Annotated in this window: 25 protein-coding genes, 1 pseudogene and 1 riboswitch; of the genes and pseudogenes, 2 read left to right on the top strand and 24 right to left on the bottom strand. The window is 61.7% G+C overall.

The features are described 5' to 3' along the window. Window positions 1-35: 35 nt before the first annotated feature. Window positions 36-509, bottom strand: a complete 474-nt coding sequence (locus tag ACQ4MY_RS27900) for a MaoC family dehydratase (protein ID WP_440097138.1) — start codon at window positions 507-509, stop codon at window positions 36-38. 34 nt (window positions 510-543) lie between these two features. Beyond that, window positions 544-1,161, bottom strand: coding sequence for a LysE family translocator (locus ACQ4MY_RS27905; RefSeq protein WP_440097139.1), 618 nt, complete (start codon window positions 1,159-1,161; stop codon window positions 544-546). A gap of 150 nt (window positions 1,162-1,311) precedes the next feature. Between ACQ4MY_RS27905 and ACQ4MY_RS27910 the strand changes: the two genes are divergently transcribed. Then, a complete protein-coding gene (locus ACQ4MY_RS27910; RefSeq protein ID WP_440097140.1) occupies window positions 1,312-1,764 on the top strand; it encodes an Lrp/AsnC family transcriptional regulator in 453 nt (150 codons plus the stop codon). A gap of 17 nt (window positions 1,765-1,781) precedes the next feature. On the opposite strand, the gene ACQ4MY_RS27915 is transcribed toward ACQ4MY_RS27910, so the two are convergent. The 22 genes and pseudogenes from ACQ4MY_RS27915 to ACQ4MY_RS28020 all read right to left on the bottom strand — a co-directional run bounded on the left by ACQ4MY_RS27915 (window position 1,782) and on the right by ACQ4MY_RS28020 (window position 20,981). Continuing rightward, window positions 1,782-3,107, bottom strand: coding sequence for an LLM class flavin-dependent oxidoreductase (locus ACQ4MY_RS27915; RefSeq protein WP_440097141.1), 1,326 nt, complete (start codon window positions 3,105-3,107; stop codon window positions 1,782-1,784). Between the two features lie 7 nt (window positions 3,108-3,114). Next, window positions 3,115-5,469, bottom strand: a complete 2,355-nt coding sequence (locus tag ACQ4MY_RS27920) for a TonB-dependent receptor (protein ID WP_440097142.1) — start codon at window positions 5,467-5,469, stop codon at window positions 3,115-3,117. A gap of 129 nt (window positions 5,470-5,598) precedes the next feature. Beyond that, on the bottom strand, window positions 5,599-6,672 hold the full coding sequence (locus tag ACQ4MY_RS27925) for an AraC family transcriptional regulator (protein ID WP_440097143.1): 1,074 nt from the start codon (window positions 6,670-6,672) through the stop codon (window positions 5,599-5,601). A 42-nt stretch (window positions 6,673-6,714) separates the two neighbouring features. Continuing rightward, window positions 6,715-7,332 (bottom strand): glutathione S-transferase C-terminal domain-containing protein, encoded by a 618-nt coding sequence (locus tag ACQ4MY_RS27930; protein ID WP_158832751.1) that lies wholly within the window; start codon window positions 7,330-7,332, stop codon window positions 6,715-6,717. A 14-nt stretch (window positions 7,333-7,346) separates the two neighbouring features. Further along, a complete protein-coding gene (locus tag ACQ4MY_RS27935) occupies window positions 7,347-8,327 on the bottom strand; it encodes an ABC transporter substrate-binding protein (RefSeq protein ID WP_157173112.1) in 981 nt (326 codons plus the stop codon). Window positions 8,328-8,661: 334 nt separating this feature from the next. Then, complete coding sequence (locus ACQ4MY_RS27940; protein ID WP_440097144.1) at window positions 8,662-8,820, bottom strand: DUF2986 domain-containing protein; 159 nt, start codon at window positions 8,818-8,820, stop codon at window positions 8,662-8,664. Between the two features lie 54 nt (window positions 8,821-8,874). Next, window positions 8,875-9,201, bottom strand: coding sequence for a low molecular weight protein tyrosine phosphatase family protein (locus ACQ4MY_RS27945; RefSeq protein ID WP_008085617.1), 327 nt, complete (start codon window positions 9,199-9,201; stop codon window positions 8,875-8,877). Next, window positions 9,198-9,392 (bottom strand): hypothetical protein, encoded by a 195-nt coding sequence (locus ACQ4MY_RS27950; protein ID WP_008085616.1) that lies wholly within the window; start codon window positions 9,390-9,392, stop codon window positions 9,198-9,200. Before ACQ4MY_RS27950 ends, ACQ4MY_RS27945 begins: the two co-directional genes overlap by 4 nt. Before the next feature lie 105 nt (window positions 9,393-9,497). Then, window positions 9,498-9,821 (bottom strand): gamma-glutamylcyclotransferase family protein, encoded by a 324-nt coding sequence (locus ACQ4MY_RS27955; protein ID WP_440097145.1) that lies wholly within the window; start codon window positions 9,819-9,821, stop codon window positions 9,498-9,500. Window positions 9,822-9,888: 67 nt separating this feature from the next. After that, complete coding sequence (locus tag ACQ4MY_RS27960; protein ID WP_440097147.1) at window positions 9,889-10,797, bottom strand: alpha/beta fold hydrolase; 909 nt, start codon at window positions 10,795-10,797, stop codon at window positions 9,889-9,891. A 67-nt stretch (window positions 10,798-10,864) separates the two neighbouring features. Next, window positions 10,865-11,251, bottom strand: a complete 387-nt coding sequence (locus tag ACQ4MY_RS27965; RefSeq protein ID WP_440097148.1) for a cupin domain-containing protein — start codon at window positions 11,249-11,251, stop codon at window positions 10,865-10,867. A 32-nt stretch (window positions 11,252-11,283) separates the two neighbouring features. Then, complete coding sequence (locus ACQ4MY_RS27970; protein WP_008085608.1) at window positions 11,284-12,147, bottom strand: AraC family transcriptional regulator; 864 nt, start codon at window positions 12,145-12,147, stop codon at window positions 11,284-11,286. A gap of 209 nt (window positions 12,148-12,356) precedes the next feature. Beyond that, on the bottom strand, window positions 12,357-12,842 hold the full coding sequence (locus tag ACQ4MY_RS27975) for a GNAT family N-acetyltransferase (protein WP_440097149.1): 486 nt from the start codon (window positions 12,840-12,842) through the stop codon (window positions 12,357-12,359). A 45-nt stretch (window positions 12,843-12,887) separates the two neighbouring features. Then, a pseudogene (locus ACQ4MY_RS27980) lies at window positions 12,888-13,318 on the bottom strand (bleomycin resistance protein). A 21-nt stretch (window positions 13,319-13,339) separates the two neighbouring features. After that, window positions 13,340-14,017, bottom strand: coding sequence for a hypothetical protein (locus tag ACQ4MY_RS27985; protein WP_440097150.1), 678 nt, complete (start codon window positions 14,015-14,017; stop codon window positions 13,340-13,342). Window positions 14,018-14,032: 15 nt separating this feature from the next. After that, complete coding sequence (locus tag ACQ4MY_RS27990) at window positions 14,033-14,359, bottom strand: isochorismate lyase (RefSeq protein ID WP_440097151.1); 327 nt, start codon at window positions 14,357-14,359, stop codon at window positions 14,033-14,035. Window positions 14,360-14,391: 32 nt separating this feature from the next. Further along, window positions 14,392-15,468, bottom strand: a complete 1,077-nt coding sequence (locus ACQ4MY_RS27995; protein ID WP_440097152.1) for an NAD(P)/FAD-dependent oxidoreductase — start codon at window positions 15,466-15,468, stop codon at window positions 14,392-14,394. 66 nt (window positions 15,469-15,534) lie between these two features. Further along, window positions 15,535-15,735, bottom strand: coding sequence for a PLD nuclease N-terminal domain-containing protein (locus ACQ4MY_RS28000; RefSeq protein ID WP_008085597.1), 201 nt, complete (start codon window positions 15,733-15,735; stop codon window positions 15,535-15,537). Window positions 15,736-15,785: 50 nt separating this feature from the next. Then, entirely contained in the window at window positions 15,786-16,706 is a 921-nt protein-coding gene (locus ACQ4MY_RS28005) for an ABC transporter substrate-binding protein (RefSeq protein ID WP_440097154.1), read from the bottom strand. Further along, on the bottom strand, window positions 16,703-17,062 hold the full coding sequence (locus ACQ4MY_RS28010) for a (2Fe-2S) ferredoxin domain-containing protein (protein WP_158832773.1): 360 nt from the start codon (window positions 17,060-17,062) through the stop codon (window positions 16,703-16,705). Before ACQ4MY_RS28010 ends, ACQ4MY_RS28005 begins: the two co-directional genes overlap by 4 nt. Then, complete coding sequence (locus ACQ4MY_RS28015) at window positions 17,062-18,999, bottom strand: TonB-dependent receptor plug domain-containing protein (protein ID WP_440097155.1); 1,938 nt, start codon at window positions 18,997-18,999, stop codon at window positions 17,062-17,064. Before ACQ4MY_RS28015 ends, ACQ4MY_RS28010 begins: the two co-directional genes overlap by 1 nt. Window positions 19,000-19,092: 93 nt before the next feature. Further along, window positions 19,093-19,298: riboswitch (cobalamin riboswitch) on the bottom strand. Between the two features lie 99 nt (window positions 19,299-19,397). After that, complete coding sequence (locus tag ACQ4MY_RS28020) at window positions 19,398-20,981, bottom strand: EAL domain-containing protein (protein WP_440097156.1); 1,584 nt, start codon at window positions 20,979-20,981, stop codon at window positions 19,398-19,400. A gap of 254 nt (window positions 20,982-21,235) precedes the next feature. Between ACQ4MY_RS28020 and ACQ4MY_RS28025 the strand changes: the two genes are divergently transcribed. Next, complete coding sequence (locus tag ACQ4MY_RS28025; RefSeq protein WP_440097157.1) at window positions 21,236-25,060, top strand: autotransporter outer membrane beta-barrel domain-containing protein; 3,825 nt, start codon at window positions 21,236-21,238, stop codon at window positions 25,058-25,060. Window positions 25,061-25,411: the final 351 nt, after the last annotated feature.

Consider the following 25,411-nt stretch of genomic DNA (forward strand, 5'->3'; position numbering starts at 1 on the left):
TTGCCAGGCGCAGATGTAGGTGCTCACTCCTTGCCTTACCGCGCCCCGTTGGAAAGATCTCCCTCAGCGAGCATGCGCTTCAAACGTTCACGCTCCCGTTCACCGGGTAGCACGCCAGTTGTCGTTGCTTGCAGCACGAGGATGCCGTCTGCGTTGATAACGCTGACTTCGGCTTTCGCATGACCGCGCTCATCAATGTGAGTAATGAGCCAATCGCAGGTTATCTGCTCGCCGGGGTACACCGGGCGCTTGAATTCGAAACTCATGCCGGTTGCCAGCCATCCGATCTGCCCACCGATTTGCGTGATCAGACTGGCCGTCAAACGCCCGTGGGCGATGGGCGATTTGAATCCGCGCAGTTGTGCGTAATCCGCGTCGCAGTGAACCGGGTTGTAGTCCCGGGAGATCTGCGAAAATTGCAGGATATCGTCTGCGCAAAAGCAGCGAACCACGGTGAAGCGGTCCCCGACGTTGAGGCCTTCGGCGGCGCGTTCTCTTGGGCTTTTCATGGAAGATTCCAGTGGGCAGTGGACAGAGAATAGATCAGGCACGCCACTGTTCGATCAGCAGCACCAGCGCAATGACAATCATGATCAAGCCAGACAACCGACAGACCCAACGCGCAGCGGCAGGACGTGCCCGAAGAACGACTTGCGAACCGAAACCGACCAGCAAATACACCACGCCACAACTGATGGTGTGCACCAGGCCGAGGGCAATCATTTGCAGCGGCACGGGCCACGGCGCAGCGGTATCGGTGAACAGTGGCAACAGCGCGAGAAACAGCAGAAAGACTTTCGGATTGAGTCCGCTGACGCACAAGCCCTTGAAGGCCCAACGGGCCCACGAATCGCTTGCCTGACCCTCGTCGGCGTGTGGCGCGGCAGGGCGGGCAAGCAGGTTGGCGCCCAGCCAGAGCAGGTAGCCGGCGCCGGCCACGGTGAGCGCGGACAAGGCCAGCGGATGCCTGGCGACCAAGGTGCCGACGCCAGCGGCGACGATCAGGGTTGCGAGCAAGTGGCCGGATAACAGCCCGGCGACGGCGGGCAAGACCACGCGCTGCTTCAGGCCGGCGGAGATCGCGTAAGCCCAATCGGCGCCCGGCGTGATGACGAACAGGATCGACACCGCCCAGAACGCGGCGAACACACTGAGGCTCATGACGTCACCCTAGACGGTGGATAGCAGGTTGTTTTTTTCATCATTGCGTCCTGAAACAGATTTTTGGATGCAGGAAGAATAATGAAAGTCCGCTAGAATCTTCTCTCAAAGATGGTCGTAAAGACGCTGCTGATTGGAAGGTTTTACTGCGTGGATAGAATTGATCGGAAGATTCTTGCTGAGCTGCAAAAGGATGGACGCCTGTCGGTCACCGAACTGGCTGACCGAGTGGGCTTGAGTCTCTCGCCGTGCCATCGCCGTGTGCGGGCGCTGGAAGAGTCGGGGGTGTTGCTGGGTTATCGTGCGCAACTGGCCCCGGCAGCGCTCGGCCTCAACTTCTCCGCCATGGTTTTTGTCACCCTGCGCGAAGGCGACCGGCAAGCGGTCGAGGCGTTTGAGACGGCGCTGGTCGACATCCCCCAAGTGGTCGATGCGCAACGATTGTTCGGTGAGCCGGATTACTTGCTGCACGTCATCACTGAGGATTTGCCGGCGTTCCAGCGCCTGTACGACGACAGTCTCTCGACGCTGCCGAATGTCCAGCGCCTGACCTCGACGCTGGTGATGAAACGGGTGGTGCAGGATCGTCCGTTGCCGTTGTGACGGCGGCGGGTTTCGGGTCAGCGCCGGTAGCGATTACCCGGCCGTTCCAGGCCCAAATGATCGCGCAAGGTGCTGCCGCTGTATTCCTCGCGGAACAGCCCGCGCTGCTGCAGTAAAGGCACCACGCCGTCGACGAAGTCATCCAGACCTTCCGGCAGGAACGGCGGCATGATGTTGAAGCCGTCGGCAGCCTGGCCGACGAACCATTCTTCAAGGGTGTCGGCGATGGTTTTCGGCGTGCCGATCACAGTGTGATGGCCGCGCGCACCGGCGACTTTCAGGTACAACTGGCGAATCGTCAGGTTTTCCCGGCGCGCCAGATCGATGAACAACGCCTGACGGCTCTGCATCGAATTGCTCGGCGGCAGCTCCGGCAACGGGCCGTCCAGATCATATTCGGACAGGTCGAAACCACCGGCCATGCCCGCGAGCATCGCCAGCCCGACACGCGGCTCGACCAGATCCTGTAGCTGTTGGTATTTATCTTCCGCCTCGCTTTGAGTGCGGCCGATTACCGGCGAAATCCCCGGCATGACTTTCAACTGATCAGGGCGGCGCCCATAGCCGGCCAGACGACCTTTGACGTCGGCGTAAAAGGCCTGGGCATTGCTGAGTGTTTGTTGCGCGGTGAAGACCACTTCGGCGGTGCGCGCGGCGAGTGCCTTGCCGGGTTCCGAGGAGCCCGCCTGAATCATCACCGGGTAACCCTGCGGCGTACGCGGAATGTTCAGTGGCCCGCGTACCCGGTAGTTTTCGCCGTGGTGATTGAGCACATGCAGTTTGTCCGGCTGGAAAAACACGCCGCTGGTTTTGTCACGGACGAAGGCATCGTCTTCAAAACTGTCCCACAGACCGGTGACCACATCGATGAACTCTTCGGCGCGCTGATAACGGTCACCGTGTTCGAAATGTTTTTCGCGGCCAAAATTCAGCGCCTCCAGATCGGTCGCCGAGGTCACCAGATTCCAGCCACTGCGCCCGCCGCTCAAGTGATCGAGGGAGGCGAACTTGCGCGCCAGTAAATAGGGTTCGTTGTAGCTGGTAGAAACCGTCGACACTAGACCGATGCGCTCGGTCACCGCTGCCAGACCCGAGAGCAGCACCAGTGGATCGAAGACATCGCCAGCGGTGGTGAACTGGCCCAGTTCCGGCGAGCCCATCAAGGCCAGGTTGTCGGCGAAGAATATCGCATCGAACTTGCCGCGTTCGGCGGTGGTGGCGAGTTTTTTGAAGTGCTGGAAATCCAGTCCGCCGCCAGCCCAGGCACGCGGGTGGCGCCAGGCGGCGAGGTGATGGCCGCTGCTCATGAGAAACGCGCCCAGGCTCATTTTTGCTGTTGTCATAGTGTCCTCAGAAGTCATAGCGCAAGGTCACGCCGGCAGTGCGCGGCTGGCCTGGCGAGGCGGTGTAAAGACCGTTGGAACCACTGCCAACGGCCAGGTAATACTCACGATCGAAGGCGTTTTTCACCCACAGCGAGGCGTCCAGCAAACCGTCGCCGTAGTCCATGCGCGCGCCGACCGAGAAGTTGGCGAGGCCGTAACCGTCGATCTTCGCCAGATCGGAATTGTCGAGGGTGCCTTCGCTGGCCGAGCGATAGGCATAGCTGCCGGTGGCGTAGGGTTCGATGCCATCGATGCGCGGCCATTTGTATTCACCGTTGACGTTGCCGATCCAGCGCGAGGCGCCGGCCACACGCTGGCCGCTGAGGTCGCAATTGGTCTGGCCCGGGTTTTCCGAGGGGCAGGGCGCGTCTTTGAACGACAGATAGGTGACGTCGTTGAACGAGCCGTTGACGTTCAACGTCAGGCCGCGCACCGGTACGGTGGTGGCCTCAAATTCGAGTCCGCGTGAGCGCACGGTGCCGGCGTTGGTCAGCAACTGGTAACCGGTCAATGAACCTGGCGGCTGGTAGTAAGTGGTGGCTTGATAGCCGTTCACGCCGGTCCAGAACACGTTCGCGTTGAGCTGCAAGCGCTGGTCGAACAGCTGACTTTTGATGCCCAGTTCTGCATCGTTCGCCCGCTCCGGGCCGACCAATAATGACTCGGCGCCAGCGCTTGGCGCCGAGCCGACCGCAAGGTTGACGCCGCCGGATTTTTCACCGTGTGACAGCGACGTGTAACCGAGCACGTCATCGCTGAAGTGATAACTCAAACTGGCGAGAAACGACGGCGCCGCGTTGTACAGGTGCAGGTCACCGGTGTCGTAGGCGCCGACCTGGCTGGCGCGCACGGCGTTGCCATCGACCACCCCCGGAATGACGACCGGCGTACCACCGCCGACGGGGGCGAAGCGCTTCACGTTGGCTTCTTTTTCTTCATAGGTGCCGCGTATGCCGGCGCTGAAATCCAGGCGCTGGGTCAGGTGCCAGGTACCTTGGGCAAACAGCGCGTAGCTCTCGGTGTCGATCTTGCCGTTGACCTTGCTGTTGACGTTGTTCAGCGCATTGAGATTGGTGCCGATCAGGTTGAGATCCGCCAGCGGCCCGAGGTCGGTGAAGATGCGGTTGCCGAGGTCTTGCTTGAACGCATAGGCACCGACCACATAGTCGAAGAATTCGCCCTTGGGTGAGGCCAGTCGCACCTCTTGGGAGAACTGCCGGTCGTGGACTTCGTAGCCGAAGTCGTTGATCACCGGGACTTCCAATTGGTCGGCGTCGTTGGCCGGGTTGAAGTGCCAGCTGCGATAAGCACTGATCGAGGTCAGCGTGTAGCCGCCGGCAAGGTTCCAGTTGGCTTCAACGGAGCTCGCATTCTGGTGCACGCTGACGTTCTGCCGGCCGTCGATGTTGCTTTCGCCTACCTGTGGATTGGCCCCGACCAGTGCCGCGCGGCGCCAGAACACGGGCCCGGCGCCATAGATCACGCTGCTGCCGCTGCTGGAGTTTTCCGTGTTGTATTCGTTGATCCAGCGCAGGCTGAAATCGTCGTTGGGTTTGAACAGCAATTGCCCGCGCAAGCCTTCGCGCTCACCGCCGAGCAGTGTGCGGTCGTCATGGTGATTGTTCAGATAGCCGTCATCGCGTGTGCGATAGAACGACAAGCGCCCGGCGAGGGTATCGGTCAGCGGCCCGGAGACCGTGCCTTTGCCCTGAAAGTAGCCGTCCTGCCCGCCGGACACTTCGAGGCTGCGCTCGGGGGTGAACGTCGGGCCACGGGTGGTGATGTTGAGCACGCCGGCCGTGGTGTTCTTGCCGAACAACGTGCCTTGCGGCCCGCGCAGCAGTTCCAGTTGCTCGACATCGAGCATGTCAAACGCGGCCATGCCGGGGCGACCGAGATAGACGTTGTCCAGATAAATCCCGGCACTGCCTTCGAGGCCATCGCTGGCCGGGTTGTTACCAATGCCGCGTACCGCAAGGCTGGAAACGCGGGCATGAACATAGGCGACGTTGACGCTGGGCAAGGCCTGTTGCAGATCCTGAATCTTGTAGATGCGCTGGCTTTCCAGGTTGGCGCCGCTGAGGGTGGTGATCGGCGTCGGCACGTCTTGCGACTGTTCTTCGCGACGGCACGCGGTCACGGTGACCTGTCCAAGTCTGGGTGCCGATTTGTCGGCCTGGGCTGACGTCGCTGCTGACGATTCACTTTCTTCAGCGGCGAAGCTCTGGGTCGAACAGAGGACACCGGGCAGCGCCAGCCATAAGGAAAAGCTCAGGGGCTTGAGGCGATGGGCCGTGGTGGCCGAATAACGTAAAAGCATGGACGCAGAGCTCCTTTTATTGCCGCGCGACGCTATCGGTCGGGCTCGGTAGGCGTGCCATGCTAGAGCGTGTGATGAAGGAAAAAGGGGCCTGCGCGGACAACCTGTGGTCCGCCGCAGACAAGTGAATCAAACCGCGATCGACAGTGCTCGCTCAGCCGCGAAAGCAGCGGGCCGAGGCACGTAGCGTTCAGGCTGCAACGGCAGATCATCACGGCGCCATTTACCGGGACTTTCGCCGGTCCAGCGACGGAACGCGCGATTGAAACTGCTCGGCTCATTGAAGCCCAGTCGATAACAGATTTCGTTGATCGAACAGTCGGTCTGGCGCAGGTAGCTGAACGCCAGTTGCCGCCGGCAATCGTCGAGCAACGCCTTGAAGCTGCTGTCGTGCTTGAGCAAGTGCCGATGCAGATTGCGTACGCTCATGCCGAGTTCATCGGCAACCCGACTTTGCTGAACCTCGCCTAACGGCAGGGAACGGATAATCGCCGCGCGAACCCGTTCTGGCAGATTCAGGCGTCGTTGCCGTTCGAGATAGTCGTTGAGCACGCCGTCGAGTCCCTGAGCCACGGCGTGATTGGCTGTGTTCAGCGGTGCATCCAGCCAGCGGTTGCTGTACTCAATGGCGTTTTCGCCGGCGTCGAAGCGGATCGGGCAACCGAGCAAACGCGTCCAGCGCTGCGGATCTTCTGGAGCAGGGCGCGCCAATCGCACACCGTCCACGATGGGCAGATCCACCCAGGTTTGCCGGGTGAAGCGCACCGCGCAGGCAATCGACGCTTCGGTGGCGATTTGCTCCACTTCCGCGCCGTCGGCCACGCCGTAAACCATGCGCGTGGTGTGCGGCCCGCGCACCAGGCTCATTGCCGCCGACGTGGTGATCACCGGGGCGTAACGCACGCCCCGTTGCAACGCTTCAATCACCGTCGAGCTGCTTTGCGCGGCGAAAAACAACCCGTGAAAGTCGGTCGGATAACTGTACTGCGCCACTTGCAGGCCGAAGCATTCGTCAGCACTGATACGCCGCGCCGCCCGCCAGAACGCACTCATGGCGGGGAGGGCAATGCGCTGATCAGGGTCATGCAGATGACAGCGACTGATACCGGCCTCGTGCAGCAGCGGGGCGGCGTCGATGCCCTGTGCTTCCAGCGTGCGGGCGATGACTTGGGCCCAGGTGGCAATGGTATCGGTGCTTGGCATGGTGATTCTCCGGCGTGCTCGGTTATCCGTCCTCGGGGTGACTCAGGCGAGGCCTTCGGCGCTCAGTGTGTGCACCACCGATTCACGGGCGCGGAAGCGACCGAGCGCAGCTTGCAGCGCAGGGAAATCGTTGAGCACACCGACGCGGGCGCTCCAGCCGAGGAACACGCCGAGGTAGGCGTCCGCCACGGTGAAACGATCGCCGACCAGATACTCGGTTTGCGCCAGTCGCGCTTCGATTGGTTTCAGGGCGTTGGTCAGTTGCTCCAGTGCTCGCTGGCGAATGCCGGGGAATGCTGTTTCATCGGCGCTGTAACGCTCGGGCCGATTGATCGGACGAAACGCGGCGACGTGTACTTCGGTCGCGACGTAACCGAGCCAGCCCTGAATCTGCGCGCGCTCGACCGAACCTGCCGGGGCGAACAATTCTGTGCCGGGTTTGAGATCGGCGAGGTACGGCAGGATTGCGGTGTTCTCGGTGAGGAGCGTCTGGTTATCCAGCAACAGCGCCGGCACGCGGCCGGTCGGGTTGATCTGGCGATACGGCGAGTTCGGGTCGCCGAAGGTCACGCGCTCGACGCTGATCGGCAGTTGCAGTTCGTGAATCACGACATGGGCGGCGAACGAGCAGGCACCGGGAAAAATGAACAGGGTGGTCATGGGCATTCCTTGTTTTAGCGGCTGGCTTGTGGGGTTTGCGAAGCGGTGTCGGTCTGTTGCAATGCGGCCTCGATGAAGCGCGGTTCGGCCCAGCTCTTCACGTCGAACCCTTTGCGGATCAGCTTCGCGTTGAGCGCCAGATCGACGCTGCGCTGCAAGTTGTCGAGGAAGGGTGCGTCGAGTTGCGGGGCGAAAATTTTCACCAGCGATTGATCTTTGGCATCGGTGGTGAGGATGTCTGCCGGGAAGCTGGCGAGCTTGGAAACGAGGTTGATGTAGTCCTGTTTATGCTCGTCGTTGCGCAACCAGGTGATGGCGGGTTGTTGCGCCTTGATCAGGCGCGCGACCAGTTCCGGGTGCGCATCGACGAAAGCCCCACGCCCCAACAGCACGGCTTGCATGCTACCGGCGCCATCAAGGTCGACGGTGGTCAGCGGCAGTTCGGCGAGGCCGCGCGCCTTCAGCGCAATCACCCCGGCGCCGGACCAGGTGGCGTCAATCTGCTTGGCGGCCAGTGCCGCGTTGGCGGCGTTGTAATCGAGGTTGACCACTTTGTAGTCGCTTTCTTTCAAGCCCTGATGCGCCAGTGCCGAGGCAAACGAAAGCTGCGTGGCAGTCCCGCGAAAGATCGCCACGCGTTTGCCTTTCAATGCTTCGAGTGTGGTGATGCCCGAGCCCGGCTGCACCGCGAGGTAGAGTTTGACGTCACGCGCGGTTGCACTGAGCAGGCGCGTGTCGAGGCCGCCGGCCTTGCCGATGATCGCCGGCAAATCGCCGAGGTACGCGAAGTCTTCCTGATTGTTGGCCAGTGCTTCGTTGATCGCCGGCCCCGCGCCTTTGAAGAAGTCCCAGCGGACCTTGATGCCGTCTTTCTCAAACTCCTTTTCCAGTGCCTGGCGATCGCGCAGCACATCGACAATCCCGGCGCCGCTGGGCGTCGGCCCCGCGCTGATGTCCGGCACGGCGATACGGATTTCCTTGACCGCATCGGCCATGACGGCACCGCTGACCAGGACGGCAGCGAGGGAAAGCGCCGCTGTGGTGAGGGAGATTGTGCTTGACGACGTCGTTCGAATCACGCGGATGCTCCTGCAAATTCCAGCGAGGTGCCGGATCGAAGGCGCAGATATAGCGGCGTGTGGTTGGAGAAATAAAATACTTAAAAATATGCGCTTTATTCGATTGCGGAATATAAGCGGTGGGGCAAAGCCTGCGCGTGCAATGCTTTGCGGGCATAAAAATTATGCGGGGCTGGCAGGCGCCGGAAAGTCCTTATCAGCGGGCTGAGCGGATGGCTGAAGTCCGCCCGGTATGACGCAGCAGGGGTGATCAGCTCTGCGCAGAATCCTGCGACTCGGGCGTTTCTTCAGTCGCCAGTTTCGCCCGGTCAGCCTTGCTGATGTATTTAGGTTTTTTCGGTGCCAGTTTGGCGCTGGCCTTTTTGGCCTTTTCCTTGAACAACTGCTTCAGCTTTTTTTGACGATTCATGGGTTCTGCTCGGTTTGAAATTGTTGAATTAAGGCTGCGATTTGCGCATGAAGCCTACGGGTTGAGGTAGGGCTTGACGGTGTCTTCGAGCAGGTCCACCAGCGCCGGGTCCATGAACGGGTAATCGTCGGGGATGTCCAGCGAGTAGATGCGCTTGTGCTCAAGCAGACGGGCGTATTCGGCCTGCAGGCGATTGAGGTGTTTGCGTTCCATGACGAAGATGAAATCGGCCCAGCGAATATCCGCCGGGCCGATCGTTTTGCGTGCGTTCGGGCTTGTGCCGGCGGAGCGGGCATTGAAGCCCTCACGGCGGCGCCAGATGGCCTCTGCCGTGGGGCTGCGCCACTGGTTGCGGCTGCAGACAAACAGAAGATTGGTCACGCTTGATCCAACAATTGGCGAGTGGAGCGAATGGGATAGCTCATGCCGAGTTGGCGTGCCCTGATCAACTTGTCGCCACGGGTGTACATCAGCTTCCAGTTCTTGGGCGGCTTGAACTTCAGCGGATCGGCCGCTTTGCCATTGCCGTGTTTACGGGCCTGCTGACGTCGCCAGGCGCGGGTTCTGTTCATGGTCATTTCCTCGTGAATACCGGGTTCAGCAGCCGCGGTAATACGAGTTGTGGCTATGGTAAGCGTGAATCGGTGCAGTGGCTAGGCGGCGATGGCGAATATTGATCAGCGCAAGGCGTACACGTTGGCTTCGATCAGCGTGCCGTCGGCCAGCGTCACGGCGGTCACAACCCGCTGGTACTCGGCGCCTTCAAACGCATCGAGGTCGGCCCAATGGGCAGGGAAGTTCTGCGATGAAAATACGAAACCCTCGATTACGTCGCCATCATCCGCAATCACCAGCCCCGGAAAGCCCATCTCGGCGCCCCAGCCCGCCTGCGTCAGTCGACCTCTGAGCGAGGCCGGCTGCCAGGTGCCACCGATGTTCTGCATGACATGCTCATTCGGCCGCCCCGGGCCCAGGGTTCCATAAACGAATAGACGCTCCACGTTAGTTCCTTGCGATCAAAAGAGTGGAATCCTGACGCATGGCGCGGGGCGCGGCAACGGCAAATCCTCACATCTCGATAAAGTCTCGAACGGCCTTGATCGTCGGCGCCGGCGCTTCCTCCATCAGCCAGTGTCCCGCTGCCGGAATCACCACCTCCGTGACGTTGTCCGCAGCGTTACGCATCACGATCGCTTCGTTATTGCCGAAGGACTTTTCACCGCCGATGGCCAGCACCGGCATGGGCAATTTTTGCTGCAGCACAGGTGCATTGTCGATTGCGTCCTGGCGGATGCTGCGGAACTGCGCAAACGCTGCATGCATGGCACCGGGCCGGGCATAGAGTCTGGCGTAGTGTTGGCGGGTGCCCTCGTCGATTTTAGCGGGGGTGCCGGCGAACTCGTTCCAGAAACGGTCGAGGTAGATCCGCTCGCGTCCGGCCACCAGACGCTCCATGTCCGCACCGCCGAAATCGAAATGCCAGAGCATCGGCGAGCGAACAATGTCGTTCCACGGCGTGATGCCGGGAACGGGCGCATCCATCACCACCAGCCGATCGGTGAGCTGCGGATAGCGCGCTGCATAGGCGAAGGCGACCATGGTGCCGATGTCATGGCCGATGACCACCGAATGTTCGATCTTCAGCGCGGCCAAAACGGCGCGAATGTCCGCCGCCTGAGTCTTTTTGTCGTAACCGTCTTGCGGGATCGACGACAACCCCATGCCCCGCAGGTCGGGCACCACCACCGTGTGATCACGCGCCAGATCCGCCGCGAGCGGCGCCCACATATCACCGGTATCGCCAAAACCATGCAACAGCACCACGGCCGGGCCTTTGCCGCCGACACGCACATGCATCGTCGCGCCTTCGGCCTTGATTTCCTGGGTGTGGAAGGTCGCGGGGAACGGCGTCACGTCGGCGTGGGCCGGCAGGCTCAGGGCGAGCAAGGTGAGAGCGGCAAGCAGTGGGCGCGTCATGTCGATGGTTCCAGGGCGGGGGGCGGTGGAATGAGCGTAGACGCCTGCGCGAATTCCGACAGGGCTGTCAGATCCACACGTCATTATCGGCGGTGCGTTCGCCCCCCTCATCGCCCGTGTTCAACACGCCCCGAGGCTCGATCATCATCACGCGGGCCTCACCTTCGGCGGCCGTCCGGTGCTCAACGCCTCGCGGCACGACATACAACTCACCCGGTTTTACGTAGACACAGCCTTCGCGCAGGTCAATGCGCAGCGTGCCCTCGATCACCAGAAACGCCTCGTCGGTGTCGGCGTGGGTGTGCCAGATGAATTCACCTTCGATGCGCACGACCTTGAACTGGTAGTCGTTCATTTCGGCGACGACGCGCGGGCTCCACTGTCGATCGATCAGCGCGGCCTTGTGCGCCAGGTTGACGGGTTGCAGGTTGGGTTTGGCGCTAGTGAAGTGCATGACGAATCCTCTAAGAGTCGGGAGTCGTCAGCCTAGCGAAGGGGTGGGTTGCGTGGCTTGTACGATCCTGCAAGTGGACGGTGCGCGCGCATGCGCTCCAGCCAGCGCGACGGCGATACGCCGTAACAACGGGTGAAGTGGCGGGTCATGTGGCTTTGATCATGGAAGCCTGCGGCCAGCGCGGCGTCGACCAGGCTGAAGCCGTCGAGCGCCAGGGCGCGGACTTGATCCAGACGGCGCAAGGTCACGAATCGATAGGGGCTGGTGCCAAACAGTACCCGGAAGTCGCGCGACAGACTCCAGCGCTCGCGGCCGCTGGCGTGTTCAAGCATCTCCAGGGTAATCCCCAGGTCGAGGTGCGCCAGGATGAATTCCCGGGCCCGCTCGGCCGCGCGGTAATCCAGCAGTTTGCGCCCGCGCGGTTTGCCGGCGACGGCTCTCATGGCGGTGGCCAGATCAAACAGCGCGTCCTGTTCTTCCAGCGCGTCGAGCGGATGGTCCATGGCCTGGACAAACGTTGCGCTGGCCCGGTACAGGCGCGGATCGCTCGACAAACCGCCGGCAATGTAGGGCAGTGGCTCGCCGCCGAGTACCTGTTGAATCAGGGCCGGATCGATGTAGGCCATGCGATAGCGAAAGCCTGCCGCTGTGCCGGCGCTGCCGTCGTGCAGTTCATCGGGGTGCAGGATCAGCGTGTTGCCGGGTACGCCGTGACGCAGCGAGCCCTTGTAATGAAAGCTTTGCACCCCCGCCAGCGTGCGGCCGATGGAGTAGGTGTCGTGCCGGTGCGGGTCATAGCCATGCCCACCGAACCAGGCCTCGATTCGCTCTACCTGACCGGGCTGGGCATTGCGGATGACCCAGTCGGTGGCGGGGGAAGATTCGCGTCGATCCATTGTTTCAATGTCCGGTAGGGAAGGGCTGCACGGGAGGCCAGCGCCGAGCTGCCAATCAGTGATTGTGCCACCTGCACGCCTTGCCGATTGAACGAGCAGTCAGCTGTCATGGTGCCAATCTCGATCATCCCACCATTGGGACATGCCCCAGAGTCCGGCGTAGAAGACCAGCAGTCCGAGGATGACCCACACGATTCGGCTTCTGCGGGTCATGACAAGCGCAGGCCCATCTCGATGGCGCGCTGCTCGAAGCCGAACTCCGCGTAAATCCGTATGGCGCGTTCGTTGAACGGCCAGACTGTCAGCCGCAAATCCTGGGCGTCATGTTCGATGGCCCAGTCCTTGACGCGTTGCATCAGCCCGCGACCGATGCCTTTGCCCCAGAACGGCTCGGCGACACACACCGAGCCAATGCGCACGACATTCTGCGGCTGCATCAGCGGCCCGGCGCTGGCCGACAGGTTGGCGGTAATGAACGCGGCGGCCTGACCGTCGACAGTGGCGAGAAACACCACTTGACCGGGTTTCTCGAAAATACCGGACCAGTGCGGCAAGTCACGCGAATAGTCTTCGGTGGCGGCTGCGTAGATGTCGGGGCGGGCGTCGTGGTGCACCGAATTGAGCAGTTGGCCCAACTCACACATCGTCAGTGCATCTTGCGCCGTGGCGATTCGGTAAAAGATGGTGGCTTCCATGGCGGATAACGCTCCTTGAAGTTGGGGTGATCGTCGAGCGGTGTCTCAGCCAGGACAAATGGTTCGTTCGCCCAGGCGTTCAACCAATCGGACGAGATAGCCATCCGGGTCCTGGACGATGAATTCGCGCTGGCCGACCTCGACACTGTCAGCCCGATACCAGGTGTCCTTGCAGGCACGGAAAAGGCCGAACCCTGCCTGCTCCAGATTTTGAGGATGGGAGCAACTGCCACCACGTCGATCTGCAGGTTGATGCCTCGCCCAAACGGCTTGCTCAGCGCTGCAGTCAACCACTGCCCGGCGCTCGGATCAACCTGTTCAAGCATCACTTGCGCGCCATTCAGGTCGAGGTAGGCAAAGCCGTCTTCGGCGCGTTGGTAGGCGATGTTGAATCCCAGGCAAGCCACCCAGAATGCCAGGCTGGCTTGCAGGTCGCTGACCATCAGTTCCGGAACCAGTGTGTTGCGTTCGAGCATGAATAGACTTCCGTTTCAATGTTAATCGCCCGTCGCGAGGTACGCGTCCTGGGTGTCATGCAGTACGCGTGCCGTGTCGAGTGCGTGGCGGACGATGCGCAGTTCTTCGCCCGTGAAGCGTTTTCTGCCGATTTGCTGATACATGCCGCCGGGGTCGCTGTGCAAGGAGAAAAAACCGACAATCTGCTCCTCGGTGACCTCAAGAATCAACTCCATAAACGCTTCGTGCCTGGCGCTCGCGTTCAGGTAGGTCAAGCCGTCGACGACAGCACTGCCACACGCGGTCAGCTCCTCCCACGCCAGCGCATTGTGCTGCAAATGCCATGCGCCTGAGTCCTCCGGCAGTGCGCGCAGCGCCGAGAGCAGGTTCTCGCAGGACAGAACACTGAGTTCAAAGCGATGTTTGCCCATGCTCAGATGCATCGAGGACGCTGAAGATGGCACCGGCCTGACGACGCGGGCTTGCAACAAGTAGCTATGGGCGATTTCCGAGGGTTGTTCACTCCAGCCATTCAAGTCCGAAACGGGCGGGCACCAGATGAGCTGCAGGGTTTCACCGATGTGCAGCGTGTCGTGGTGGTCGAAATACGCGAAGGTTGTTTGACCCGCGCGCGGCACAATGTCCGCGAGGTGGATAATCGGCGCGCTGTAGTCAATGCCTTGGTCGAGAGACCAGAACATCGGGCAGTAGATTTTCATCGTCGAACACTCGGGTTACTGCGGGGAGTCCGATTGAAGCGCCGCCCAATGCTTCATCTCTTCAGCAATGAAATGGTTGACCAGATCGCTGTACATTTTCTCGATGGCATCCGGGTTCAAGCCCTCGGCCTCAGCCCATTCACGACGGGTCGCCAGCATGGCGTTGAAGCGCTCCGGCGCACGCACCGACGATGCAGAAGTCTTGAATTTCGAGGCCGCCAGCACGTACTGAAACCGCTGGCCCAGCAACTCGATGACCTGGTGATCCAGTCGATCGATTTCTCGGCGAATGTCCTGCATGTTGGCGCAGTCGGCGGGGGGGATTGGCTTGATGACGTCCATGTGCATTCTCTTTAAAAGTGCGCAAGTGTAAATCAAACACTTGTCGATTTTTCCAGGAATCGTTGCGGACGGCACGGTACCAGCGCCGCTGCGAGCACTCCATCGACGATCTCTTCGCTGACCAGACGACCCACCGTCGCCGCCAAAGTAACGCCGGGATGCATGACGCAGACGTAGGCGCCGTCGATGCCGGGCAGATAACCGACAATGGGCACGCCATCTTCAGGCATGGGCCTGAGTCCGATGCACGCGATGTCCGGCTCGATGGCGGTGATCGCGCCAAGTTCGTGCTGAATGGCTTTGGCGGTTTGCAGCGCGATGGCCATGGGTTGATGCTCGGGCGCATCGCTCACGTAATCTTCTGCGGCGAGCAATGTTCCATCGGCGCCCTGACGCACTTCCATGGCAGGGTTGGAGATGATGCCGTTGACCCGATCCGCCTGAGCCTTGTAGCGGATGAACAGCGCCGGGGAGGCTGCCAGTGGCAGGCTGATGTTGAGCATGGCTGCCAGGGGGAGGGTGCCGGTGCCCGCTGCGAGAATCACCGTATCGGCAGCGATGCTGCCCGTTGCGGTCTCGACGCCGGTCACGGTGGCATTGTGCGTTGTGAAACCCGACACCGGGGTCTGCGTCAGTAATTTCGCGCCAAGCGCCTGAGCGGCGGCGATCAGCACGTGGGTCGCCTGTACCGCGTCCAGCGCACCTTCTTCAGCTTTGTACAAAGCCTGCTGCGGAGGATATTTGAGGTTGGGCTCAAGCCGCTGAATCTCGGCGCGCGACAATAGCGATACTGACGCCGAGGCGCCGCAAGCCTTTATCACGTCTGCAGAATAAGACAGCGCACCGGTCCAGCGAATGTTCAGCGCTGGCAGCTGTGTTTCGAGACGGTGGTACGCGTCGATCGCCGTGCCACGCAGCAATGCGATCGGGTCGTGCCCGAGGTGGGTGGTGTTGATCCATGCAAATGAACGCCCGGTGACACCGCTCGCGATCTCACCGGCCTCGATCACCGTAACCTGCGCGCCTTTCGCCGCCAGTTGATACGCCAGCGAGGCGCCGACGATGCCGGCGCCAATCACCACGATGCGCTTGTTTGCTCCCTTGCCCATGCCCGCCACCTCCGTGTTGTCGACCGATGACGGTACTACAACCGGAGTTCAGGGTGGTTGGCAATATCAGGCAGAAGTGTGGCTGACATGCTTGGGCCCGGCCAATGCCCACGCAATCAAGCCGAACAGCGGTACAAACACGATCAATACGATCCACACGCCCTTGTTACTCGATTTTCCCTCGCTCTTGCGCACCCGATTGATGGCCCAAAGCTCGATAAGCAGAAGAACTGCCGCCAGTACGATCCACACGGTTTCGATATGCATTGGCTACCTCCTGATGGTCTATGCGTTAGGTGGCGTGTGGCGGGGCGGGTTCATTTATTTTTATCGAGCGCCGCGAGTTTGCGCGCCAGATCGAGCGCAACCCGCCCGCTGTTCAGCGTGGGCAGCAAGTGGGTGAAGGGGATGTCGATCAGGCGGTTCTCGCGCACGGCACGCAGTTGCGACAGTACCGGATCGTGGCTCAGCAGATAGCGTTTGCGGCGGGCCGGTGACCATTCGGCGTCGGCCAGCAGGATCACGTCCGGGTCGCTGGCGAGGAGGGTTTCGCGGCTCACCGTCACCCGGTACAAATTAATCTCGGCGAAGACATTGCGGGCGCCGGCAGCGGCCAACAGCGGGGTGACGAAACCGCGCTGGCCTTCGCTGTCGAGGCCTTTGACTTCGCTGTCGAGATAGAACACCGACAGCGGTTTTTCCGTGCCGACCAGCGCGCGCACGCTGACGAGGTCCGCGTCCATGGCGTCGATCAGTTGCCGAGCCTGCTGCTGTTTGTCGAGTAACTGGCCCAAGGTCAGCAGGTCGTTGCGCACATGCCCGAAGTAATCCAGTGAATGCCCGGCGCAGGCCGACTCCAGCAAGTACGAGCCGACGCCGTTGCGCGCCAGCCCCGAGCGCGATGTCACGCCGTCACCAAACGCGCTGGCGAAGCCGCCGATCACCAGGTCCGGCCGCTGCGCGTACAGCACCTCGCTGGCCGGGTACTGACGGGCGATCACCGGCACGCCGAAGTACTCAGCCGGACGCTGGCCGGCATCGGTGTCGTCCAGATACGCCACGCCAACCAGCGCAGGGCCGGCCCCCAGCGCCAGAACGATGTCCGCCGCGTGCTGATTGAGCGCGACGATCCGTGACGGCGGCGCGGCGTTCCAGGTTTCGCCGCAGTTGCGGTAACTGTCGGCCAATACCGGTGCTGTGCCGAGCAGGGCTGCCAGGCATAACCCAAGCGTTTTCATGGCTGCGCCCTGATCAGCAAATCCTCGACCACCTCACCGCCGACCAGATGCACCTCGACCAACCGCTGCACGTCAGCCTTGCTGTGCACGCCATACCAGCACGTCTCCGGGTACACCGTCAGCACCGGCCCCAAATTGCACGGAAACTGACAATGCGTGCGGGTCAGCAACACGCCGCCCGGCGTCTCGATGCGGTCATGTTCCAGCAAGTGCCGGCGCAGGGTTTTCCATAACTGCTGGGCACCGCGCTGGGTGCAGCGCGGGCCGGTGCAGATGAACACGTGGCGGGCATGCGGCGGCACGTGCGACCAGTCCGGGTGGGTGTCGACGCCGTCGATGGTTTTGATCTCACTCATCAGAAGCGGTACGTGTAGCGCACTTCGGAGGTGAACGGCCGCCCGAGGTTGTCGACGTTGCTCGAACGGCTGGTGACGTAATCGCGGTCGAACAGGTTTTCCACCAACAGGCTGACGCGGTGCTGGTGGGCGCTGTCGAGGTAGCGATAGGCGTCGGCATCCACCACCGAATAATGACCGTACTCGACCTGCTTCGAACTGGTGATGTCGCGGATATAACGGATCGCCCCGCCAGCGCCCCACAGGCGATTTTCCGACTCATAACCCACGCGCGAGCGGGCGAAGAAGCTCGGAATGTCATTGATGGTCACGCCCGTGCGCGACTCGGTGAGGTTGCGGGTCATGTCCGCCTGCACACTCCATTGGTCATTGAGCGCCAGTTTGGCGTCGGCCTCGAAACCGCGCATGCGGATCTGCCCTTCACCGTTGACCCACTGAATGTCGTCGAGGGTAATCAGGTCGTCGATCTTGCGTTTGAACAGGGTCACGCTGGCGCTGAATTCGCGGTCGAGCAAAAAACCTTTGTAGTCGAGGCCCAGCTCGGCGTTGCGGCTTTTTTCCGGTTTGAGATTGCGGTTGCCAAGCTCGTCGCCCGGTTCGTTGACGAACAGTTGCTCGGCATTCGGCAGCTTGTAGGCGCTGCCGTATTGACCGCGCAGCGACCAGTTGTCGCTGAGGTCATACAGCGAAGTGAGCATGCCGACCGTGGCGCTGTCGCCGCCGCCCATGGCTTCGTGACGGACGCCGATGCTGGGATGCCAGTCGGGCAGGGCGTCGATCTGCGGGCGCAATTGCGTATAGATCGCGTGGGCTTCGGCCTTGTCGTTGTCAATGATCAGCACATCGTCCTGACCCTTGAACCATTGGTTGTCGCTGCCGAACACCAGCACATGGCCGCCGGGCAGTTCAGCCTTGCCTTCGGCCTGCACGCCCCAGTCAGTGAAACCCCAGTAGTCGTTGTGATTGATGACTTTGGTGGCGCCGCCCGCGACATTGTTGACGCGGGTGTAACGCGTATCCCAATCGTTGATGTGGCCTTTGACGAAGTAGCTGAAGCGCTCGTTGAGGCTCTGTTCGAACGTCGCGGTAGCGATCTGCTGCACACGGTCGTTGGTGGTGTTGTGATTTCCGACCGGGCGGGCGAAATCGAGGTTGGCGTTGGCGTATTGATAAAACAGCTCCAGCCGCGAATCGTCGCCGAACGACTGGATCGCCTTGCCACCGAACGTGGTGACTTCGTAGGCACGGTTTTTCTCGGTGACGTTTTTCAGGTCGCGGTTGCGATACGGTTGATAACCGTCGGAGACGTTGTGGCTGACGTACGCCAGCAAACCCAGATCGCCAAAACCGTTGGTGAAAATGTTCTCCACTCGCGCGTCTTCGGTGGTGCCGCCGAAGGTATCGACGCCCAGGTTCACTTCGCCCATGGCTTGGCGCGACTGCGGGCTGCGGGTGACGATGTTGATCACCCCCGACACCGCTTGTGTGCCGAACAACAGGCTCTGCCCACCCTTGAGCACTTCGATGCGCTCGATCGCGTTGGCCGGCAGGGTGTCGAGATAGAGGCCGCCGTACAGGCGATTGTTCAGGCGCACGCCGTCGAGCAGGATCAGCGTGTCGTCATTGCGCCCGCCCAGCAGCGAATAAGTGCCGTAGTCGAACGGGCCGTTTTTCGGCGCGACGTAGAGGCCGGGAATGAACATCTGCATGACCCGGCTGACGTCGGCACTCGGCCCGGCGCGTTCGATCTGTTCGCGGCTGACGATTTCGACTTTGCTGCCGTAATGCGCCATGTCGGCGACGGTGGTGGACTCCACCGACGGGGCGGAAACGATTTGCTGATTGAGTTCCAGCGCCGTGTCGTCGGCCAGCAACAGAGGGCTGAACAGGCAGCCAAACAGAAGGGTTGGAGCAGAGGTGTTGAAAGGTCGAATCATTGTCTTCTCGAAAAGGATCTTCGCAGAAGAGCATGCAGGAGAAGGCATCGCGCACAGCCAATACCGGCCCATGCCCGCCCACCGCAGGATTTTGCCAAACAGACATTTCGGGCCGGTCTCCGGGCTCGCGCGTATCGAGGCTTTCACCTTCCCATGGCCGTCTGGCCACAGTGGTTTGTTGAAAGCATCACGCGCCTACCGTTGCGGGGGCAGCACCGGACTTGTTCGATTCGAACGTACCGGTTTCCCGTTTCACCCCATGCACGGCGGCATGGGACACCTGAAACAGGGCGGCATCTGAACATTCGAAAGACCGTTCGTCAACTTCTGCGCACCTTCGGCAACTACTACGGTGATCCACGCAACTTCATGGTCTCGGTCAAGGCCAGCTTCTAACCTCAGGCCACACCCTCCAGCGCCGCGTGGTCGATGACCACGTTGGCGCGCGTTCGATAAAAGCGCAGAAACTCCTCGGCCGGCATCGGTTTGCCGAACAGCCAGCCCTGGCCGTAATGCACGCCGTGGTCGCGCAGGTAATCGCGTTGCGCCTCGGTTTCGATGCCTTCTGCGACGATCTTCAGGCGCAAACTCTTGGCCATTTCGATGATGTGCCCGGTCACGGAACCGGTCGCCGCATCCTGATCGATGTTGTCGACGAACGACTTGTCGATCTTCAGCACGTCCAGCGGCAACTGCTGCACATGCTGAAGGCTGGAAAACCCGGTGCCGAAGTCGTCGATGGCCGCCAGATAACCGAGCGAGCGCGCCTGATTGACGGTGGCGCGGGCGGCGTCGATATCGACAAAACCGCGTTCAGTGGCTTCCAGCCAGATCTGCTTCTGCTGCACGCCGGCGTTGCGGGCAGCCGCTTCCAGACCGGGCAGGAAGCGACCGCTGCTGACATCCCTGGCCGCCAGATTGATGGCCACGTGCAGTTGCCGTTCCTTGACCAGCAGCGGACCGAGGTCGCGCATCACCGCATCGATCACCTGATCGGTGATCGGCAAAATCAGGCCACTGTCCTCGGCCAGCGGAATGAACGCATCGGGGCGCACCAGCGTGCCGTCCGGATGTCGCCAGCGCACCAGTGCTTCGGCGCCGACACAGGCGCCATCGCTGAGGTTGACGATCGGTTGGTAGTGCACGATGAACTCCCGATTGCGCACCGCCAGTTTCAGCTCGGCCAGCGGCGACAAGCGCTGCCGGGTGCGGCGGATGATCAGCAGCACCAACACGCCGGCGAGCAAGCCGCCAATCGGCAACAGCAGCATTTCCCGGCGGACCAGCCCCTGCATCAATTCATGGCGCGACAGCGTGGCAATGGCCACCCAGTCGCCGTTGTGCACGAGGGTGTACAGGTAACCGTCTTCAAGGCCTGCGTGCGGGCCGGAGTGCACTCGACTCAGAAAATGCTCGGCTCCCGGGCGCGAGGCGCTGACCAGTTGGCCGGTCGCGGTCGCGACCGCCAGATGCAGATCGTCTTCGAGCATCACCTGGAGGAATTGCTCAGGGTCGACCAGCACATTGAACGCTGCATATTGCAGGGCCATCATCGGTTTGGCCGGGACGATGCGTGACTGCACACCGAGCGACACGCGCACGCCATCGGCGCTGGTGAAGTCTTCGCGCCAAGGGACGGCGTGATGACCGACCGGCCCCCAGGAACCGCAGGCGTAAATCTCTTCTTCGACATAGCCGACTGACTTCACCGAGAACGTGTTGATGGTCAGCAGGCGCATCTCATCGATGCTCTCGGGCGTGCACGGTACCAGGTGGGAACCGGCGATGGCTTTCAGCGCCCCGGCGGCTTCGTTGAACGTGCCATTGGCGCGGCTGGAGGCCACGGCGGCGAGGGTTTCCAGACGCTGCTGAGCAGACGCCAGATTGAGCATCCAGGCGAGGTAACCCATCAGAATTACTGGCAGCAAGACACACGGAAACCCCAGGAGAATGCTCCCCCAGACGATGCGTTTTTTGTTCATTTGTCGCCACCTTGGCCACAGGCCTGTGACGTGCGCACAGCACGGCTGTATCCAGCAAAGACAGAGTACGGCGGCAGCGGTTTACCGATATTGCTGCAGATCAATGTCGGTGATGAATGGACTGAGCCTCGGCGCGGTTTTGCTCCTTCTTTGGAAATAACTACTAAGGTCTATAGCTGTGATCAGCAGGCAACATTCAAGTGGCGCCGAGCGTGGCCCGTTCGCCGTGGATAACACCGGACAAGGAGGTTTTCATGCAACGTGTTTGCGAGCACTCCATCGGCGGGTTTGCCCCGCATTTGCTGCGCAGTGCCGTGGTGGTCGCCATGGCCAATGCGCTGATGCTGACAGACGCGCAGGCCGCCTGCGGACCGCTGGCGGCGGGTGCCTATAACGTCTCGCAAACCTGTATGCCCGCTGTGACTGTCGATGCGGCGATCAGCACTCAAGCGGGGACGAGCATTACCACCACGGCGGGGTCGTCACTGCTCAGCCGCGGCAACAACGCCAACACCACGCTGACCCTCAGCGGCACGACCATCGACAGCACTCCGCCCACGGCCGCGAACGCGGTGTTTGCCAACGTGATTGGCAGCACCGGCAACGCTGACCTGTCCGTCAATGGCGGTACCAACACGGTCAACGTCGGCGGGAGTGGGCTCGACGCCCTGGCAATCACCAACGCCGGCAGCGGGGCGTCGACGTTTTCGGTCAGTTCAGGCACCACGCTGAATATTCTCAACAGCGTGGTCGGCAACGAGCACGATGGCATCGACATCAACGCCAGCGGCGGCGGTGCGATCAATCTCAGCCATCAAGGCAGCGGTCAAATCACCTTGCTTGGCGGTAACGGCATCTGGACCAAGGCCACCGGCAGTGGCGAGAGCAACGTCAATGTGGGTGCCGGGGTGAGTATTCTGGTGAACAACGACGATGCGCTGTCTGCCGGGCTGCCGATCATCGACGATACCTTGCCGACTGCCGGCATCGGCAACCACGCCGGGGTTCACACCCGAGCGGTCAACGGCAACACCACCGTGGTGAGCGCCGCCAGCGTCCAGGCTATCGGCATGAACGCCTTCGGCCTCTTCACCGAAGGCGGCGCCGGCAATACCCGCCTGACCAATAACGGCACCCTCAGCACCAATGGCCTCAACGGTTTCGGCATTCGTTCCTTTTCCACAGTCGGCAGTATCGCCATCGTCAACAACGGTGCAATCACCACCACCGGCGGTGCCGCCCACGGTATCTACGCCAACGACAACGTCGGTGGCAGCGGGTCGATCAGTATCGACAACAACGCGCCGATCACGGTGGGCAGCACCGCGAATGCCGCCGGTTCAAGGGCGATCTACATCATCAAACGCGGTACCGGCGATGCGACGGTCACCGGCAGCGGCAATCTCACCGTACTGGGCAGCCCCAACACCACGCGGGCTTACGGCATCATCGTCAGCGCTGAAAACAACAACGTGCTGATCGATTATTCCGGCGACATTTTTGCCAGTGGTTTTGGTGCGGGCGGCATTCGGGTCGACTCGACCGGTGGCAACGTGCGGGTCAACTATTCCGGCGACCGCATCGAAACACTGCACAGCAATGCCAACGGTATTTATGTCTCGACCCAGGCGCCGACAGGCACGGTCGACGTCAACGCTGGCGGTACGATTATTACCCATTCCGATGCCGGCTCAGGCGACGGCACCGGCATCGGTTCGTTTGGCATACAGGCGCTGACTTTGGGGGGCAATGTCGGCGTCACGTTTACCGGGCCACTGATCGATGTCAACGGCGCTGGCGCGGCGATCCTGGCGGGCAATGCGTTCAACGCCGGCAGCGGCGTCGGCACGCTGAACGTCAATAACAGCGGTGAGCTGATCGCGCGTGGCGATCAGCAGCGTGGCATTCGCACCTTGTCGGTCAGCGGCAGCCAAACCATCGTCAACAGCGGGGCAATCCAGACGCTTGGCGTCAGCAACAGTCAGGGGATTCTTGCGCAGGCTTCAGGCGCGGCGAGCCTTTCGCTGACCAACAGCGGGGCGATTACCAGCAAGGGCAGCGGCTCGTCAGCCATCGACGCGCTGACCGAGGGCGGCACGGTCAGTGTCAGCAACACCGCGACCCTGCAAGGTGGGCGCGCAGACAGCAGCGGCGTGGCCCTCGGCGGTGCGACGCAAACGTTGAACAACGCCGGCACGATCGGCGCGCTCAGCGATGTCGCGGTGCGCGCCGATGCGACCACGCCGGGCACGGCGTTTTCGCTGAACAACACCGGGCAGATGACCGGTTCGGTGAATGCGGTGAGCGCCAGCAGTAACGTCAGCAACAGCGGCACCTGGACGCTGCGCAACTTTGTCGACAGTAGCGGTAGCGGCACGCGTGATACCTGGGGTGTCGCCACCAGTGATCTCGGTTCGGCCGGCAACAACAGCATTGATAACAGCGGGGTCATTCGCTTGGCGGCGCAACCGGCGCCGGGCATCGCCAGCTTCAGTGCCAGCGGTGCCTATTTGCCCTTGGGCCAGGCGGCCAACACGCCGACACCGGGCGGTGCGGTGCAGGGGCAATTGCTCGGGGTGAGCCGTTTCACCCACAGCGGCACACTCGACCTGGCCGCTGGCGGGAACACGGTCGGCAATGTCTTGCTGATCAGCGGTGCGAACACGGCCGGCACCGACGGTGGCGGGGTCTTCGTGTCCAACGGCGGCAGCCTGTTGCTCAACACCACATTGAACGGCGGCGGGGTGAACAGTCGCTCCGACATGCTGGTCGTCGACTCGACCGCCACCGGCAGCGGCGGCGCCACCGGATTGGCAGTGAGCAATGTCGGTGGGCAGGGTGAATTGACCCAGGGCAACGGTATCGCTGTCGTCGAACTGCTCAATAAAACCGAGGCGGCCAGTGACCCCAACGCGTTCCGCCTGGCCCGCCGGGTGGTCGCCGGGCCGTATGAGTATCGCCTGCAACAAGGTGCCGAGGACGGTAGCGCCAAGGACACCTGGTACCTGCGCTCGGATGCGCCGATCCCGGATGATCCGCCAGGTCCTGATCCCGAGCCAACGCCTGCGCACGTGCCCAATTACCGGCCGGAAGTGTCGTTGTACGGCGCGGTTCCGGCGCTGGCGCTGGTCTACGGCCGGACGATGGTCGACACCCTGCACGAGCGCGTCGGCGAAGAACGCCTGAATGCCGGCGATCCGTTGCCCAAGGACGATGAATCCACGCTGGCGCCGTCCATGGGCTGGGGCCGGGTTATCTATCGCAGTGGCAAACAGGATGGCGACACTAAAAACGCCTTGGGCAACACGCCCGAATACAACTACGACCTGACGGCTTTTCAGGTCGGCACTGACCTTTATCGCAAGGTCAGAACCGATGGCAGTCACGAGCAGGCCGGGATTTCCCTGTCGGCCGGCACGATCGACGCCGGCGTCAGCCACTACACCCGTCGCGCCGCCGGCGAAGACACCTTGCGGGCTTACGGCGTGGGCGCCTACTGGACGCACTTCGGCCCGTCCGGCTGGTACCTGGACGGTGTGCTGCAGGTCAACCGTTTCGACATCGAGGCCAAACCCAACGACCTCGGCAAACTGAAAACCCGTGGCTGGGGCTACACCGCGTCGCTGGAAAACGGCTACCCGTTCGAGGTCGACAAGGACTGGTACGTCGAACCGCAATTGCAGGCGATCTACAGCTACGTCGACCTCGACAGCAGCGATGACGTCGGCGCGAAAATCCGTTTTCGCGACGTCGACTCACTGATCGGCCGGGCCGGCGTGCGCATCGCCAAGGACTGGGACACCGAAGGCGTCGACAAAAGCGCACGGCGCACCAACGCGTGGATACGGCCGAGTGTCTGGCACGAATTCAAGGGCCAGCCGAAGACTGAGTTTTCCTCCGAGTCGGGTTACATCCCGTTCGAGTCGGACATTCAGGGCACGTGGGGCGAGGTCAACGTGGGCGTGGATTACCAGGCCAATCGACGCACCACGTTTACCGCGTCGGCGGGATATCGCCAGGGCTTTGATGGCGACAGCCACGGGTATGACGCGATGCTGGGGTTCAAGATCAATTTTTAGGTACCCCCGACAACTCCGCGCAGCACTGCAAAACACTGCGAGGATGGGCCTGTTTGCGATGCGGTGGGTCAGTCGGGAGCATTGGCACAGGTAATCCGCTATCGCGGGCAAGCCCGGCTCCCACAGGATTCTCGGGTGCGCATAGACCAGCGCAGCACTGCAAAACCCTGTAGGAGTGAGCCTGCTCGCGATGCGGTGGGTCAGCCGGTATCGTCGGCACAGGTAATCCGCTATCGCGGGCAAGCCCGGCTCCCACAGGGATCTCTGGTGCGCACAACCCTGCGCAGCACTGCAAAATCCTGTAGGAGTGAGCCTGCTCGCGGTGCGGTGGGTCAGCCGGTATCGTCGGCA

The organism is Pseudomonas sp. SM4 (assembly GCF_051913165.1).
Taxonomy (GTDB): domain Bacteria; phylum Pseudomonadota; class Gammaproteobacteria; order Pseudomonadales; family Pseudomonadaceae; genus Aquipseudomonas.

Coding starts and splice junctions, on each gene's coding strand:
- ACQ4MY_RS28005 (WP_440097154.1), bottom strand. CDS start 16,706: ATGAAAACGCTTGGGTTATGCCTGGCAGCCCTGCTCGGCACAGCACCG.
- ACQ4MY_RS27950 (WP_008085616.1), bottom strand. CDS start 9,392: ATGAACAGAACCCGCGCCTGGCGACGTCAGCAGGCCCGTAAACACGGC.
- ACQ4MY_RS27900 (WP_440097138.1), bottom strand. CDS start 509: ATGAAAAGCCCAAGAGAACGCGCCGCCGAAGGCCTCAACGTCGGGGAC.
- ACQ4MY_RS27925 (WP_440097143.1), bottom strand. CDS start 6,672: ATGCCAAGCACCGATACCATTGCCACCTGGGCCCAAGTCATCGCCCGC.
- ACQ4MY_RS27995 (WP_440097152.1), bottom strand. CDS start 15,468: ATGGGCAAGGGAGCAAACAAGCGCATCGTGGTGATTGGCGCCGGCATC.
- ACQ4MY_RS27960 (WP_440097147.1), bottom strand. CDS start 10,797: ATGACGCGCCCACTGCTTGCCGCTCTCACCTTGCTCGCCCTGAGCCTG.
- ACQ4MY_RS28015 (WP_440097155.1), bottom strand. CDS start 18,999: ATGATTCGACCTTTCAACACCTCTGCTCCAACCCTTCTGTTTGGCTGC.
- ACQ4MY_RS27970 (WP_008085608.1), bottom strand. CDS start 12,147: ATGGATCGACGCGAATCTTCCCCCGCCACCGACTGGGTCATCCGCAAT.
- ACQ4MY_RS27940 (WP_440097144.1), bottom strand. CDS start 8,820: ATGAATCGTCAAAAAAAGCTGAAGCAGTTGTTCAAGGAAAAGGCCAAA.
- ACQ4MY_RS27905 (WP_440097139.1), bottom strand. CDS start 1,161: ATGAGCCTCAGTGTGTTCGCCGCGTTCTGGGCGGTGTCGATCCTGTTC.
- ACQ4MY_RS28020 (WP_440097156.1), bottom strand. CDS start 20,981: ATGAACAAAAAACGCATCGTCTGGGGGAGCATTCTCCTGGGGTTTCCG.
- ACQ4MY_RS27990 (WP_440097151.1), bottom strand. CDS start 14,359: ATGGACGTCATCAAGCCAATCCCCCCCGCCGACTGCGCCAACATGCAG.
- ACQ4MY_RS28010 (WP_158832773.1), bottom strand. CDS start 17,062: ATGAGTGAGATCAAAACCATCGACGGCGTCGACACCCACCCGGACTGG.
- ACQ4MY_RS28000 (WP_008085597.1), bottom strand. CDS start 15,735: ATGCATATCGAAACCGTGTGGATCGTACTGGCGGCAGTTCTTCTGCTT.
- ACQ4MY_RS27975 (WP_440097149.1), bottom strand. CDS start 12,842: ATGGAAGCCACCATCTTTTACCGAATCGCCACGGCGCAAGATGCACTG.
- ACQ4MY_RS27985 (WP_440097150.1), bottom strand. CDS start 14,017: ATGAAAATCTACTGCCCGATGTTCTGGTCTCTCGACCAAGGCATTGAC.
- ACQ4MY_RS27915 (WP_440097141.1), bottom strand. CDS start 3,107: ATGACAACAGCAAAAATGAGCCTGGGCGCGTTTCTCATGAGCAGCGGC.
- ACQ4MY_RS27930 (WP_158832751.1), bottom strand. CDS start 7,332: ATGACCACCCTGTTCATTTTTCCCGGTGCCTGCTCGTTCGCCGCCCAT.
- ACQ4MY_RS27920 (WP_440097142.1), bottom strand. CDS start 5,469: ATGCTTTTACGTTATTCGGCCACCACGGCCCATCGCCTCAAGCCCCTG.
- ACQ4MY_RS27935 (WP_157173112.1), bottom strand. CDS start 8,327: ATGGCCGATGCGGTCAAGGAAATCCGTATCGCCGTGCCGGACATCAGC.
- ACQ4MY_RS28025 (WP_440097157.1), top strand. CDS start 21,236: ATGCAACGTGTTTGCGAGCACTCCATCGGCGGGTTTGCCCCGCATTTG.
- ACQ4MY_RS27965 (WP_440097148.1), bottom strand. CDS start 11,251: ATGCACTTCACTAGCGCCAAACCCAACCTGCAACCCGTCAACCTGGCG.